This is a genomic window from Peptococcaceae bacterium, from assembly GCA_024655825.1.
Taxonomy (GTDB): Bacteria; Bacillota; Peptococcia; order DRI-13; family PHAD01; genus JANLFJ01.
In genome coordinates this window covers 1-13,031 of record JANLFJ010000036.1, presented here as the reverse complement: position 1 = coordinate 13,031, position 13,031 = coordinate 1, and the positions used below count along the sequence as shown (strand labels likewise).

Sequence of the window (13,031 nt, the reverse complement as noted above, 5' to 3'; positions counted from 1 at the left end):
TTCAATCTACTGGAATTGTATCTTGTTATTTTTGATGTCTTAAAGCTCGAACAATTTGTGAAAGTACTTTTATCCTTCGTTAATAAAATCTAGGAGGGTAATTTGATTTTCCGACTCCGTCTGAGCCAATATTTTTCTTATCCAATATTCAGTCAGGCCGTATTTAATAGCAAGCTCTTTGAGATTATATCGGTTGTATTCGGCCCTGATTTTCCTATCCCTGGCTTTTTGTAAAGCTTCATCCAGCTTGGGCAAGTAGATGTGCAGCCCCTGGTACTTTGAAGCCAGGATAAGGGTGTTTTCTTTCCCAATCAACCCACAAATTATTCGGTATTGTTCTGGAAGGTCTTTCTCGTCAATCTCTTTCATCCATTGCTCAATTATTAACGACAAAATCCTCACCACCTTTAATTATTCAGCAGCGCTTGTTAATGACTATTTTCCCCCGTTTTTTGGTTTTGACGCTGCTGTATTTTTTTGAGCCCCTCAATAATGTTTGATGCCTGACGTTCCCGCAGCCATTTCATGTTCTCGACACCGGCATACTTTTTAATAAACCCCCTGAGCCGTTTGGGGTTGTCGCCCCAGCCCAGCTCCGTTGCAAGTTGTTTAATCTTCCAGAGCTGTTCTTTTGAGGCAAAACCCGGACGATATTCTGTTTTTCCTGTGAGAATGTCTATAACCCTTACTGCCTGGTCACTGGTCATCGTGGATATTTTCTCACTACCTGTGAGATTTTTTATTAGCTGCCGAAGGTCGTCTTCTTCAAGTCCATTCTCCCGTGCGGATGCCCATAACTTCTTAATTTGTCCAGGAGAGATTTCCTTGGTTTTACCCATTTGGCATACCACCTTTCCTGTAGTCGGGGCCGTCCATGGTGATGATATAGCACATTTCATGGAGCCGAGAGACTATTCGCTCCCACTGCTGAGAAATTTTCTCCAGTTCATCCGGCAGTGGGTTGGAGGTTACAACCACCGGTTTTTGTTCGTTGTATCTATTGTTGAGAATAAGGTAAATCCGTTCTGCAGCCCATTCGCTGTCTTTTTCTGCTCCAAGGTCATCCAGGATGACCAGGTCGGCTGTCCTTATGGCCTGCATCCGTTCCTCAGCCAGGGTTTTTGTTTTATCCGCCTTGGGCCGGAGCATATCTAGAAGGTCGGGCACCACCACGGTTATAACCGTGTACTGCTGCTTCAAGAGTTCGTTAGTGATTGCATATGCCAGGTGCGATTTCCCCGTGCCCTTTGTGCCGGTAAACCATAGGCTGTTCTTGAAGCCGTTCCTGATAGTGCTGAATCTTTCAACATAACGGCAGGCTGTTTTCCAGGCTACCGGTTGCAGCTCCTGCTCAAAGGCAGCAAAGGTCTTTTCCAGGTATCGCCTGGGTATCTGTGCACTTTCAAAGAGTCTTGTGATGTTCTGCTGGGAGCGCCGGTATTCGATGCACCGGCAGTGACTAAGTATTAATGTCCCGTTGTTATCTTTGAGTATCCGGCCGGTGCCATCGCATTCGTTATATGGGCACTTGTCCGGTTTTTCCGTTAATGTATCGGCTGCGGATTGATTCTTGTTCGGATTGATTCTTTCCAGTATGTCGGTTATCTCTTCCAGCGGGGATACCCCCTTTTAAGACGAATTGGGGCCAAAGAGCCAGAATTCTGGCGAGGTGATCAACTTTGTCTTTCCAGTACCGGTCACAAAAGGCCCAGTCAATACATGCTTTCCATTGTTCCAATGTCGGGGCTGTGGATCCGGCCAGCATATCCCTGGCGGTGGAGAGCTGCTTCAGGTGCCAGTCGCGGGGGAATTTGTTAATTCCCCGCGACTTTAGCTGGACCTTGAAATACCCAACCAGTTCTTTTTCCTGATCAGTGAAAGCTGTTTTCTTGGTACTCATCCGAGAAGTTTCTCCCGGTCTACTTCATACCAGAAGACATCTTCGACTTTTTTCCCGGCGCCTACTGCAGCAATAATTTCATCCGGATACTCGCCGAGACGTTCTTTATTGACAGATTCTTTCGTATTGATACAATCTGTCATTTTTCTGGCCTTAAGATTAGCAATGACGGTTTTGACGCTTTTAATGATTATCTTTGTACTCTTTCGGAACCCGGTCTTGCCAAAATTGAGGACCATTGTTTTACCCTTGATATCTGCCCGGTGCAGCTCGACAAACTCTTTAATATCATTCGCCAGTTTTCCCATTCTTTCAATGATCGGCTTGGCGGCAAATTCTGCTTCCAACTTCAGATCCGATATCTTCTGGTTCATATCGGCTTCGATCTTTTCTTTCGCCAGCTCCAGCTCGCCAATTTCCTTGAGGGTGATGTTCACATCATCCCAGGATTTTAAAACAGGTTCGTTTTCAATCCTGACTCTGGCCATTTTTTAAGCCCCCTTTTTTAGTATCTATGGTCTCATCTACACAGTATTCGAGGACATCACTTATACGGGTTATCTTCCTCATCATCGCATATGCTTTGCTCTTTGTTGCCAAATCGGCATTACAAATATCAGCGATCCATTTAGGTGTCATAAATATCAACTCCTTTTTAATCAGTTTGGATATGCATTCCCAAACTATTAACCTCAACCATCATTTCACCAATAAACTTCGCCTAGGTAAACAGTGCCATTTGTTCTGGTTTTGCCACCTTTGTGCCCCTTGTCGTACTACTGCGTGGGCACTCAATTTGTAGGTGCCCGTTCAACTGCATGAACCTCTTCAACAGTTGGAAATTCGCCCAGGGCGGACCGCCGGGGTCGGCTGCCCCGTCAACTATGACTAGGCTTGTATCACTGCGCGCGCAGCATATGTACCAACCGGCTGGTATGCCTTCTTGCTGAGCTGAATAGCTGTCTGGATGTACATGCGATATGCCCTGGAAATACCGGCATTGGTAGCAATCTTTTACCATTTTGGTCCTCCCCCTTGTTACGCATTTTAATTGAGAAGTATTCCTTGCAGCTGCTGGCGGCCAAATTCCAAAGCTCGTTTTATTACCGCTGGATTTATTGCCGGGGCTCCAAAATAGACATCAAGACATCTCTCTCCGACCAACCCGCCACGTTCCTGCACTATGAAGACCCCGGTGCCGTTTATGTATTTGAGGTCCGGAAGATAGATCTTTGTCCCTAGCGGTATCTCTGGACCGGCTGCCACGGTAACCCCAACCTGGGCCATTTTGCCGCTGGCCGTACGTCCGTAATCCGGATGCCCCGGAGGCTTCCCGCATTCCTTGGCCCTCAGTGTATATGCTGTAACTTCAAAGGTGCTCCATTGCAGTGCCACGTCGGCTTTTTGTGCTGTTTCAATTTGGGATGTGCTGTTTACGGTACCGGGTTTAGATATTGACCAGATCAATAGCAGGAGGAGAGAGAGGAAAAGGACTCTTTTAACCATGAGCATCCTAGCCTACTGATGCAGGTTTCTTGGCTACCAACATCTTATTCTTTTCGTCTAGTACACAAGGAACTTTGCAAGGGAGAGTCCAGCCATTATTTAAAATTTCTTGAGCTATTTTTCTGGCGATAATAAATACCGCCTTAGATTTTTTAGCTTTGACCGGCTTAACCGCAAGCCCGGAATCAAGTTTTCTGACAGCAAGGAAGTATTTGTTTACTCCGATTTTCACTGTATCGCTAGGATTAATCTCCATCAATTTGGCTGCCTCGTCGGAGATAGTGATCCTTCCTTGGGTATTGACACTCAGGAACGGGTCTTTTCTTTTTACGGTTTCTTCACCGTACCAACTGAAGCTGTTTAGATCCCAATAGTATTCAACTTTACCGCATGGCCCCGCAGTCCGCAGATCTTTGGGAACAGGGCTCCTAGATACAATACTTCGCGACATTATTTCGTTACCTCCAATCTGTTTTTTCACACTTAGAATATTCCTTAAAAAGTGCCCAGGAGTTAGTCGTTTCCTGGGCTATGTATAAGAAGGGACTTAGTTTACTGGTATCTGGCCGTCAATCCCCATAAAGTCATGCTTGGAGATTAACCGAGGTATTTTCCTTCCGCCCAGCCTGTTGCATCTTTTCCCCCAGTAGACTCTGCAGCGGCCATACATAGCGTTTTTACACCCTTCTCGGCGGCATTCCGCTCTTAGCTTCTTTTGCAATTTATCCATCTTTATCATCCTCCGGGCTTATATTTAGGCATTAAAGCTGAGTACAATCTGTCCGAGGTCGTCCACAAGGTCTTCAGTTATCTGCTCGCCTCTGGTAACATCCAGGAGCCGACCAAGGGCTTTGACCAGTTGCCTGATGCCGCGCTTGCGTCCGATGTTGACAAGGGCTGCCCTGGCACCGGCGGTCAGGTTAATCTTTTCCAGGAAGCTTAAAGCCTCTTCTTCGTTTATGCCCACCAGCCGTTTTGACCAGCCGATTCTGTCGCGTATGCGGGCCATTTCCGGCCTGTCCTCGGCATAAAGCAAGATCTTTTCTGCCAGAGAGTGGTTACCGCAGAGGACCACTCCGACCTTGGCCTTGTCATGAATGGCCCGGATGGTTTCATATATGGCAGGTTTTCTCAAAAGGTCGGCCTCATCAAAGACCAGGAGCCTGGGCTTCTTTTGTAATTCTTTAACGATTCTTCTCATGAGCGTTGAGGATGCACCTTTTGTTTCAAGTTCCAATGCCTCAGCCGTGTCTATCAGCAAGCTCTTGATGGTGCTTGTCTCGTCGCAGGTTATAACCACGGCCGGGCGGGAGTGCATTTCTGTTTGAAATTTATCTATGGCGTAGGTTTTGCCGGTACCAGGATCCCCGGTTATCATGCCGAACTCCCTGTTCTCGAAGCAAACCCTGCAGACACCCCAGACCCTTTGCAAATCCTTGGTATAGACCATTGGAATATCTTTTGCATTGGTCATCCAACCGTCTTCCGGGAAAAGAGTCGGGTTCGGTTTATCAATAATTTCCTCTTCCCATTTTCCGATTTTAATGAGATACTCTCTTACAGAGGACTCAAACAGGTCGTTACTGGGATATTTCCCATTAACGTAGAGGCTGATGAGGCTGTGTGACTTGCCGAGGTCTTTGGCCACATCAGTCACCTTGGTACCCTCTTCCTTAACCATTTTAGCGAGGAGGGTCCTTTCTTTGGACCATACTCCTACAATGTCCTTCTCCACAGTTGCCATGAGATATGCCTCCTTTTTAATATTGGTTTCCAGCTTGCTGAATGATGTACTCATCAAATCTGCTGTTCACGGCAGGTTTTTGTTTTTTCGCCGCTGCAGACTTGTTATGACCTTTGGCGGCTTGTTCCATCCCGGTAATCATTTTTATGCCCTTAGCACCGGAAGCTGTCTCACCGGTGACCATAGCCGGGCCTGCCTCTTGGCGCTCAGCCACGACTGTTTCCAGGGTGGACTGCTGATAACCGCGCCAGATTTCCTTAACCTGCTTCTTCCTTGATGCCCGTCTTTTTTGGAATTCACGAATGTCGTCCTGGGATGCCTGCCAATCCATAAGCTCCTTGTTGGTAGCGGTACAGATATAGCAACCGTTTTTAGTATTGAAGACCAGCAGCTCTCCGATCCTGTTGGGGTCAAACCTGATAACTACGTTCTGTCCTACGTATTTCTCCAGTTCAGGATGGCTGTACCAGCGCCGCTTGTTCTTGGTGCCAAACCTCTGGATGCCGGAAGCCATAATCTTGGCTCTTTCCACATCCATCAGGCAGATGTCAAGGGTGCGCTCATCCGGTATGCCTTCCCGTACCTTGGGAGTCATTCGGTATTTTTCGAGCGGGGTCATGCCCAAGGTGCTGTGGACGGTGTTGTGGTATTCATTGATGTATACTTCCAGAAGCAAGCTGGCTTCTTCCAAATCCAACAGGTCGTCCCGTTCAGCCATGGCTTGTTCGTCCAGACCTTCCGGCCGGTGTTTGTTATCCTTGCCGCAATATCCGGGAAGGTACCTGGAAAACTGGTCCGTCATCGTGCCGAACCAGCGCTCGCAGTGACCCTTGGCCCAGGGTGAATATTTGGTGCAAAACTGGGCGCTGATTCCAAGAATGTCGCAAGAACTGCGGACCTCTTTGGAATATTCGAAACCCTCGCATTTAAGGCCCTTCCTTACTTTGGACTTGTAATCTTCGCCGTTGTCTATGTATAGTGTCCTGGGTAGGCCCATAATCGGAAGACTGGTTCCGCTTTGTTGCCGCAGTGTTTCGATATCCCAACCCAGAGCTGCCATGGATACGGCCATGGCCTTGCTTGTACAGCTGATCTCTGACAGCTTTTTAGGGAGTATCCCGTATCTGAGAGCCAGAGCAATGGTCCTGCCGTTGGCCTGTACACTTAAAGCCCAGCCTGCGATGGTACGGGAGGCTACGTCAAGCCAGACAGTCAGCCAGGGACGAATCGCCCGCCCACGGTAATTGATAAAGAAGTCGCACCGGTGATGGTCACCCTCCCAAACTTGGTTGACAAACTCCGGTTCTTTGCGAGTAGCCTTCTCGGCGAAGCGTTTCATATATTCTTCTTCGCCTTCCCTGGCCAGGCAAACCAGGGCGGGATTAGTTTCGTTAAGCTCTTTTATAACCCGGTAGATGGTGGCCCTGCTGGGTATTTCAAAACCGTTCAGCTCGCAGAACTTTTTGACCTTTTTATACACATGGGCAGCCTTTGGTTTGTTTCTCTGCAGGTATTCCCCATATGTAAAGCGCTCCACTTCCTCCGGTACCACCCGGCGGATTGTACCTGTCCCCAGGCTTGGAAGTCTTCTCATAAGTGCTGCCACACCTCCTCCCCTGTAGAGTTGAACACGGCGGTATAGGGTATTGATTGATATATCGTATTTTTTTGCAATGTTTATTGCTTTGGCCGTTTTTTGCGCACCTTCGCTCAGGTTAAGGTATTCTATCACCGGCCTGGCTGCTTCTTCAGCTTCCTGAAGGAGCTGGGTAAAGCGTTCTTCACCAACCAGGGCTTTTATTTCAGCCAGGTTGGCAATCCTGGGCGCTGTAATCTTATCGTTTTCCGACAGAAAATCCGTCTCTTCGTCCGGATCTGGTTCATTAGTTTCTGCTTGTGTTTGCTGAGATTCAAACCAACGGCGCTGGGCAAGAGTGGACAGGGAAGATAATGCGATTAAGTATGCCATCCCGCCACCGCCGCAGCCGGTATTGATTTTTTCTTTCTTAACCATCCACTCCTCACCGGAGGTGGCTTTTTTATGTGCTGCTTGTCTGGATATCCCTTCAAGTAAAGCGGCCTGGCTGGTAGTCAGCCATATCTCTTTTTGTGATGGCATCGTCTTCTTTTTGTCCCTCCTTCCTTATAAATATTGAGCAGGTTTTTAAGTCTTTCTGGCGAAGTATTTTTACAAATATTGAAAGGTGGTATTGTAATGTTTGAAAAGGATTTCAAACCCTTATATCTCTCATATGCCTGTAAAGACTTGTTAAAAAGCAGTTATACAAAATCCGATATAAAAAGCATTGATATGTTTGCTTCTTCATTCCCAACCCATGAGGCAGTGGATGAGGAAAGAAAACGGTTAAGCCCTGATATAGATAAGGTGTTCAGTGAACTGAGAAAATGTGTTAATGAACATCAGATGAGAAGAGTCTTGAAATCACAGCCGATAAATATAAAGTTCTTTATGTTTGAGAGGCTTGCAGTAATATCAACTTTTCTAGATAAAAGCAATGTTGAAGGGATTAAGGTTGATACTTCTATGCCTGTGGGTCTTGCTTTTGTTGAAGCGATTGAAAAAATGTGGCAGCAGATTGTTGACTCCATGGATAATCACAACTCTTCGATATCTCAGTTCTCTGAGCGCTTTCTAAGTATGTATTAAGCCCATCGATAGCCTGATCTAAGGTGAGTAATTGCTTTTCTTCATTCTCAAGGTTGCTGAGACTCTTCCCTTGTTCTTGTAGAAGGCTGTCAAGTTCTCTCTCTAATTTTTCGTAATCAGTCATTTAGGCAGTCCCCTTTCTAAATATTTGTCTCATGCAGTCATCCTGATATCGAGCAGCTTGGCGATTTTTTCCCGGTACTTCTTCGCGAGCCTGTCGCCATATAGGACCTCAGACAGCCGGTTCATCGGGATGTCGTTTTCTTTGCAAAACTCTTTTTGATTCAGTCCAAGATCCAGGAGCCGTTTTTTAACTTCCAGCCCGAATGGAGTCAGCTGTTTGGCCATTAACCGTTCACCTCCATGTTGTTCTTTGATTCGACATTCTTTAATATGGAAGGTTGTCCATGGGTGTGATATTATTTAATCACTCGGAAAGGTTTCCCATTAAGATTATATTACTCTGATTTCAGAACGATGTCAAGAAAATGCTCCGATTTTTTAGCAATTCTAATCTTACTTATTAGTGTCATTCTTAATTCAGAGTGAAAGGAGGTTATTATGTCTTCTTTGGACACCCTTGGTGATCGCATAAAATATTTACGTGAGATTAAGTTTGATATATCTATGGCTAAATTAGGAAAAGCAATAGGCGCTTCTTCTAGTAATATCAGTGATTGGGAGAATAATAAAACTAGCCCTTCCGCTAAAGCGCTTCTTGCTCTTTGTAATTTCTTTGATGTATCTGCAGATTGGTTACTAACTGGAATGGAACGTAAAAGTAAGATCATGCAAGATTCACTTTATAGCTTAATCTCAACACTTCCCGAAACAGATAAAGAAGAGGTTGAAAGTTACATAAGGTATCTCATTTGGAAGAATGAAACAACTTTAAAGAAAAAAGCAGCCCAACAAGAGCTGCCAATGGTGAAAGAAACTATATATGAATACTTGCCACTTATAGGCCGTGCCGCTGCCGGGAAGCCCATATTAATTGATGAAATGGTCCAGGGATATATTCCTGTTGAAGCTAAGAATCATCAGTACACTAATTGCTATTTAATAGAAGCTGTTGGAGATAGTATGATCGGCGAAGGAATAGAAGATGGGGACCTTGTGATTGTTAGGCCACAACCGGCTGTTGATAATGGCGATGTCACCCTGGTTCGGATCGATGATGAGGCTACCATTAAATACTTCCATAAAGAAAATGATGTTATTTTCTTAAAGTCAGCCAATCCTAAATATGACCCTATGAAATTTTCTATTCATGACAATATTGCAATTATAGGAAAAGTAATTGAAACACTTAAGAAGGATGCACTTAATCAGATGATCATCCCTGAAACCGAAGACCAATTAAAGGAGTATAAAAAGGGGCTTAGGGTAACAGTTAAAGACGATAAAACTAGGGCCGGTTGAATGGCTTTTATTTTAAATCCTTTGTGGGAATTATTTCCCTTTATATACATTCTCCATGCATAAATATTCATTTGTACTGCATATTTATTCCTTGTTTTATATTCAGATCTTGGCTTTTTAATGGTTTTTGTAAGTTCATTACTTTTTGTGGTAAAATCCATTAAACCCTTATATACCAAGGCTTTCACTCTGGTTTACAAGTTTACAAGTTTACAACCTCTTGGTTTACAACCTCCCGTTATTTTTTGGTAACAAACAAGGCGCTACCGTACCCGTTTTTTGGGTTTTCGGTAGCGCCTTGTTATTTCTCCTAACACTGATTCTAACAGGCTTTTTGTGGTTTTGTTACTAGGAGTTAACAACTTGTTATGTGGTTTTGTTGCACATCTAGTTGCCGATCCTCAAATCAACCGCCGCCGCGAATTTTTTTAAAATCGTCTCACAGAAAATGAGAATTAAGTGACCGATAAAACTATCCCGACCCCAGTTATATCAACGTTTCCCGAGTTTTCCCGTATTTTCCCTTAGTATCCCGTTTATTCTCAAATTCTATGATACGTAACAGCCATTGCGTGCGTAAGAAGTGCTGTACCAAATTTTCTAGCCGATACAGCACTTACCTTGTCATCAAAAAAGAACCATACATGTGCTCCATTCCCTGAACGAGAACGTTCAACTGCAAATGGAATATTTTTTCCTGCACAGATATCTCTCAAAACTGATATATCTTTTTCCCAGCCTTCATCATCGAAATCAATAGCTAGGAAATAACAGGTTTCGTCAGGCAGCATAGGATATACACCAAAAACGTCTTTGCCCCTGAGATGCTTATCTATTGCTGCAAAGTCCAAAACTGCATAATTTCTATTACCGCATTCAGAGCATTTAATCTTTGGCTTATTGCAAATTCCTCTTGCCCACTCATTCAAACATACAGGAGAATACCCCGATTTACCCTCTTTGTTTTGCCACCTTTTTGCATAGATGTCATCCCTGCCTCTAAACAATGACATAAACAGGTTAATTTTATCCTCCGGGGAGCTACTATTGGTTACGTGTCCTGGTTTGATTACCTCAACTAGCTGAATGTCATCTACCTCTATTGAGGCTTGAACATCATTTTTTATATAGGGTGATGGCAATGGCAATCCAAGTCTTTTCCTAAAGTCCTCGTTTTCATTTTTTAATCTTTGATTTTCCTCCAATAGCTTCCGGTATTTTTCAAAAAGCTCATTATATTCCATCTTTCCTTACTTCCCAATACCCATTTCTTAGACCTATCCGCTCAACAATCCCTTTCTTTTTTAAGTCTGATATGTTTGCCCCAATATTTCTCTTTGATATTCCGATAATTTCAGAAATTCTTGTATTGTTATACTACTGTTATGCCTCATAAGTTCAATAATCTTCATGGCGCAATTTCCGTATGCTTTGAACCATGAAAAAATGCCAGCTTCAAGCTGACTGACGATGCATTTAAAATTTTATATTCTATATTTCTTCATCCTCCAGCAAATCACCGAATAGGATACGCGTATAATTCCGTCTACCGTATAAGATTCTTGACACGAAAACAATTCCATCTTCGTACCTGTAAAATATCAAGTAATTGTCACAAACAAGGAAACGGTAATCTGTTTGTATATCTAGGACGGAAGATAGTGGCGCACCTATTCCGGGATACTCTGTCAACCCACGTATCTTTTTGGTGATTTTAGAAACAAGATTTATAGCTGCCTGTGGATTGCAAAGTTCTTTAGAAACATAGTCTTTAATTTCTGCTAAATCATCTTTAGCTTCAGGTGAAATTTTCAGCTTATACATCCTCAATCCCCAGTTCTGCTTCCACTTCCTCTATTGTCATCCATCCTTTCTCTTTCCCGGCCAGTTCTCCTTGGGCAAGCTGTGACATCAGCTTTAGTGAAGCCTTTAATTTCTCATATTCAGTAATATCAACAATAGCAAATTTTCCTCTGCCATTTTTGGTTAAAAACACTGGCTCACCTACGGCAATGTCCCGCAGGATTTCGTTGTAATTTCTTAAATCTGATATGGGTTTAATGTTTGGCATTTATAACCGCCTCCTTCTTTGCTATTATTATACACCTTTCATTCGTAAAATAATACATCAAATTTATCACAATATTAAATGCAGCCCTATTACCTTGACGATATATCTTTTTTATACACTCAAGGGTTACCCAAAAATAGCAAAAGATTAAAGTCCACCAAACCCTCTATTCATCAGCCTTTCACCCGCTCAATCCTCGCGACGCTTTCTGTATGCCCTGATGGTATGAAAAAGATAAAGCTGGTGTCCTTTTTACATCAGGATATATCTAAGAAAAAGTCGCCCAAGAATGTGATTTTTTGCTGCCTGATTTACTTACAATAATTGTATTGAACAAAACCTTCAAAAGCGTATTCATCTCTTGAAGGCTTTATTCAATACAATTTTTCATCTCAGGGATACTCCAAGTGTTTTTATAGCTCTGAGCAATTTACTCCAGTGAATTGGGTAACTATTGCTTCCGTATATTTTCAATGATTTCCCATTAAGAAAAGTAACAATCAATTCCCATTGCGTTCCATCCAAAACATGTGGATCAATGTAGCGTTTCTTCCAGTCGGCAATATAACAGCGGTAAAGTCTCTGTATGAACGATAACCATTCATCTGCGCTAAGTTGTTTTTCGATTGTTTCCGATTCAAGAAAATGACCGGGCAAGTATACCATTACGGCACCGCTTTCAGTCTTTGTAACTGTTAATGACTGATAGCCATCAAAGTAACCTCCAATGCTGAAATGAAAAGAGGTCGTTTCGACTTCCAGAGCAGCTGTTGGCGCTCCAAAGTCCTTTTTACACTTATTGCAGTGATACGCAGGGTCGCACCCGGTGATGCAGCACCCGCCAAGTACGATCTCTCCCTTGCTTAGCCGTTCTTCTAATTCGGGACCCATCGCAGGCATACCATATAGAATTTTTGTTACTTTCTTCGATCCACATCGCGGACAAATCCTTCTTACCATAGCCCTTTAACCCCGCATAGAATATTGTTGACGTATTGCTTGGCTCAACCCATCGAAATCACTTTTGATTGCGCCGAGGCTAATTAGTTCCCCCTGAAAAATTCACTTTTTGAAACAAGTTAATATTCTCTAATGATCTCAATGACTGTTTTTACTATCAGTTTTGGCTTTATTAATCCTTACCTGAGCAACTGAGCCGCTCTGGTCAGGTTATAAGCCCAAATGCCCAAACCAACCCAGGTTCTTGAGCCGACAAGTCCCCTGTACCGGCTGAGATTCAAACCGTACTTTCTTTTCAATAAACTGATTCTAGCTTCGCCACCGGCTCGAAATCGTTGCAGGTGCTTGAACCACAGCTGGCCTTCATGCTGCGCTTTTGCCTTTAACCGGAATACTGACACGCCCTACACCCATATTTTCCAGTTCTTTCTCATTTTCCTTGCTCGAAAAACCACGGTCTGCAGCAACGGCCTTAGGAGGAGCACCGAATCGCTTGATATGTTGTTCTACAGCCGGTATTAAAAGGGCTTCGTCGGGCGGATTGCCTTGGTAGAGTTGATAGCCGGTAATAACTCCCGTTTCTGTCTCGTCAACACGCAGTTTATACCCGAATTCTGTGGGCTTGCTAAGTTTGCCCTTCTTAATCGGTCGAGCTTCCGGATCAAAGATGCTGACAATTCGGTCCGGAATGATTCGGTTGCCTGATGTCACTTGCTTGGCCTGATCAATCAGTTTTCGGGTCAAGGTAACAGCCTGTTCC

The 13,031-nt window shown here is 43.9% G+C and carries 18 protein-coding genes and 1 pseudogene; 2 read left to right on the top strand and 17 right to left on the bottom strand.

What is annotated here, in order from left to right; all coding sequences use genetic code 11:
- Window positions 1-69 precede the first annotated feature (69 nt).
- From NUV48_12440 to NUV48_12390, 11 genes are all read right to left on the bottom strand, one after another.
- A complete protein-coding gene (locus tag NUV48_12440; protein ID MCR4442947.1) occupies window positions 70-393 on the bottom strand; it encodes a transcriptional regulator in 324 nt (107 codons plus the stop codon).
- Window positions 394-428: 35 nt separating this feature from the next.
- On the bottom strand, window positions 429-839 hold the full coding sequence (locus NUV48_12435) for a regulatory protein GemA (GenBank protein MCR4442946.1): 411 nt from the start codon (window positions 837-839) through the stop codon (window positions 429-431).
- Window positions 832-1,446: an ATP-binding protein gene (locus NUV48_12430; protein ID MCR4442945.1), complete on the bottom strand. Its 615-nt coding sequence runs from the start codon at window positions 1,444-1,446 to the stop codon at window positions 832-834. The genes NUV48_12435 and NUV48_12430 overlap by 8 nt, the downstream gene beginning before the upstream one ends.
- Before the next feature lie 70 nt (window positions 1,447-1,516).
- Window positions 1,517-1,900 (bottom strand): hypothetical protein, encoded by a 384-nt coding sequence (locus tag NUV48_12425; GenBank protein ID MCR4442944.1) that lies wholly within the window; start codon window positions 1,898-1,900, stop codon window positions 1,517-1,519.
- Window positions 1,897-2,388, bottom strand: coding sequence for a host-nuclease inhibitor Gam family protein (locus NUV48_12420; protein MCR4442943.1), 492 nt, complete (start codon window positions 2,386-2,388; stop codon window positions 1,897-1,899). Before NUV48_12420 ends, NUV48_12425 begins: the two co-directional genes overlap by 4 nt.
- Window positions 2,369-2,539 carry a hypothetical protein gene (locus NUV48_12415; protein ID MCR4442942.1) on the bottom strand — a complete coding sequence of 57 codons (171 nt, stop codon included), beginning with the start codon at window positions 2,537-2,539 and terminating at the stop codon, window positions 2,369-2,371. The genes NUV48_12420 and NUV48_12415 overlap by 20 nt, the downstream gene beginning before the upstream one ends.
- A 408-nt stretch (window positions 2,540-2,947) precedes the next feature.
- On the bottom strand, window positions 2,948-3,406 hold the full coding sequence (locus NUV48_12410) for a 3D domain-containing protein (GenBank protein ID MCR4442941.1): 459 nt from the start codon (window positions 3,404-3,406) through the stop codon (window positions 2,948-2,950).
- 7 nt (window positions 3,407-3,413) lie between these two features.
- On the bottom strand, window positions 3,414-3,887 hold the full coding sequence (locus NUV48_12405; GenBank protein ID MCR4442940.1) for a hypothetical protein: 474 nt from the start codon (window positions 3,885-3,887) through the stop codon (window positions 3,414-3,416).
- Between the two features lie 66 nt (window positions 3,888-3,953).
- Window positions 3,954-4,136: a hypothetical protein gene (locus NUV48_12400; protein MCR4442939.1), complete on the bottom strand. Its 183-nt coding sequence runs from the start codon at window positions 4,134-4,136 to the stop codon at window positions 3,954-3,956.
- Window positions 4,137-4,160: 24 nt separating this feature from the next.
- Entirely contained in the window at window positions 4,161-5,150 is a 990-nt protein-coding gene (locus NUV48_12395) for an ATP-binding protein (protein MCR4442938.1), read from the bottom strand.
- A gap of 16 nt (window positions 5,151-5,166) precedes the next feature.
- Entirely contained in the window at window positions 5,167-7,164 is a 1,998-nt protein-coding gene (locus tag NUV48_12390) for a Mu transposase C-terminal domain-containing protein (protein ID MCR4442937.1), read from the bottom strand.
- Between the two features lie 201 nt (window positions 7,165-7,365).
- Between NUV48_12390 and NUV48_12385 the strand changes: the two genes are divergently transcribed.
- Entirely contained in the window at window positions 7,366-7,818 is a 453-nt protein-coding gene (locus NUV48_12385) for a hypothetical protein (GenBank protein ID MCR4442936.1), read from the top strand.
- Window positions 7,819-7,971: 153 nt separating this feature from the next.
- Here the strand turns inward: NUV48_12385 and NUV48_12380 are convergent, their stop codons facing one another.
- Window positions 7,972-8,166 carry a Rha family transcriptional regulator gene (locus tag NUV48_12380; protein MCR4442935.1) on the bottom strand — a complete coding sequence of 65 codons (195 nt, stop codon included), beginning with the start codon at window positions 8,164-8,166 and terminating at the stop codon, window positions 7,972-7,974.
- Between the two features lie 213 nt (window positions 8,167-8,379).
- Between NUV48_12380 and NUV48_12375 the strand changes: the two genes are divergently transcribed.
- Complete coding sequence (locus NUV48_12375) at window positions 8,380-9,240, top strand: helix-turn-helix domain-containing protein (GenBank protein MCR4442934.1); 861 nt, start codon at window positions 8,380-8,382, stop codon at window positions 9,238-9,240.
- 542 nt (window positions 9,241-9,782) lie between these two features.
- Here the strand turns inward: NUV48_12375 and NUV48_12370 are convergent.
- The 5 genes and pseudogenes from NUV48_12370 to NUV48_12350 form a co-directional block, all read right to left on the bottom strand.
- Window positions 9,783-10,484, bottom strand: coding sequence for a hypothetical protein (locus NUV48_12370; protein ID MCR4442933.1), 702 nt, complete (start codon window positions 10,482-10,484; stop codon window positions 9,783-9,785).
- A 247-nt stretch (window positions 10,485-10,731) separates the two neighbouring features.
- Window positions 10,732-11,064: a type II toxin-antitoxin system RelE/ParE family toxin gene (locus NUV48_12365; GenBank protein ID MCR4442932.1), complete on the bottom strand. Its 333-nt coding sequence runs from the start codon at window positions 11,062-11,064 to the stop codon at window positions 10,732-10,734.
- On the bottom strand, window positions 11,057-11,311 hold the full coding sequence (locus NUV48_12360) for a type II toxin-antitoxin system prevent-host-death family antitoxin (GenBank protein MCR4442931.1): 255 nt from the start codon (window positions 11,309-11,311) through the stop codon (window positions 11,057-11,059). Before NUV48_12360 ends, NUV48_12365 begins: the two co-directional genes overlap by 8 nt.
- 387 nt (window positions 11,312-11,698) lie before the next feature.
- On the bottom strand, window positions 11,699-12,271 hold the full coding sequence (locus tag NUV48_12355; protein ID MCR4442930.1) for a hypothetical protein: 573 nt from the start codon (window positions 12,269-12,271) through the stop codon (window positions 11,699-11,701).
- A gap of 179 nt (window positions 12,272-12,450) precedes the next feature.
- Window positions 12,451-13,031 (bottom strand): annotated as a pseudogene (locus tag NUV48_12350) (transposase).

Bases quoted from the DNA above. Each gene is read 5' to 3' on its own strand.
- NUV48_12435 (MCR4442946.1), bottom strand. From the start codon at position 839: ATGGGTAAAACCAAGGAAATCTCTCCTGGACAAATTAAGAAGTTATGG.
- NUV48_12425 (MCR4442944.1), bottom strand. From the start codon at position 1,900: ATGAGTACCAAGAAAACAGCTTTCACTGATCAGGAAAAAGAACTGGTT.
- NUV48_12420 (MCR4442943.1), bottom strand. From the start codon at position 2,388: ATGGCCAGAGTCAGGATTGAAAACGAACCTGTTTTAAAATCCTGGGAT.
- NUV48_12415 (MCR4442942.1), bottom strand. From the start codon at position 2,539: ATGACACCTAAATGGATCGCTGATATTTGTAATGCCGATTTGGCAACA.
- NUV48_12410 (MCR4442941.1), bottom strand. From the start codon at position 3,406: ATGGTTAAAAGAGTCCTTTTCCTCTCTCTCCTCCTGCTATTGATCTGG.
- NUV48_12400 (MCR4442939.1), bottom strand. From the start codon at position 4,136: ATGGATAAATTGCAAAAGAAGCTAAGAGCGGAATGCCGCCGAGAAGGG.
- NUV48_12395 (MCR4442938.1), bottom strand. From the start codon at position 5,150: ATGGCAACTGTGGAGAAGGACATTGTAGGAGTATGGTCCAAAGAAAGG.
- NUV48_12390 (MCR4442937.1), bottom strand. From the start codon at position 7,164: ATGGTTAAGAAAGAAAAAATCAATACCGGCTGCGGCGGTGGCGGGATG.
- NUV48_12385 (MCR4442936.1), top strand. From the start codon at position 7,366: ATGTTTGAAAAGGATTTCAAACCCTTATATCTCTCATATGCCTGTAAA.
- NUV48_12380 (MCR4442935.1), bottom strand. From the start codon at position 8,166: ATGGCCAAACAGCTGACTCCATTCGGGCTGGAAGTTAAAAAACGGCTC.
- NUV48_12375 (MCR4442934.1), top strand. From the start codon at position 8,380: ATGTCTTCTTTGGACACCCTTGGTGATCGCATAAAATATTTACGTGAG.
- NUV48_12370 (MCR4442933.1), bottom strand. From the start codon at position 10,484: ATGGAATATAATGAGCTTTTTGAAAAATACCGGAAGCTATTGGAGGAA.
- NUV48_12365 (MCR4442932.1), bottom strand. From the start codon at position 11,064: ATGTATAAGCTGAAAATTTCACCTGAAGCTAAAGATGATTTAGCAGAA.
- NUV48_12360 (MCR4442931.1), bottom strand. From the start codon at position 11,311: ATGCCAAACATTAAACCCATATCAGATTTAAGAAATTACAACGAAATC.
- NUV48_12355 (MCR4442930.1), bottom strand. From the start codon at position 12,271: ATGGTAAGAAGGATTTGTCCGCGATGTGGATCGAAGAAAGTAACAAAA.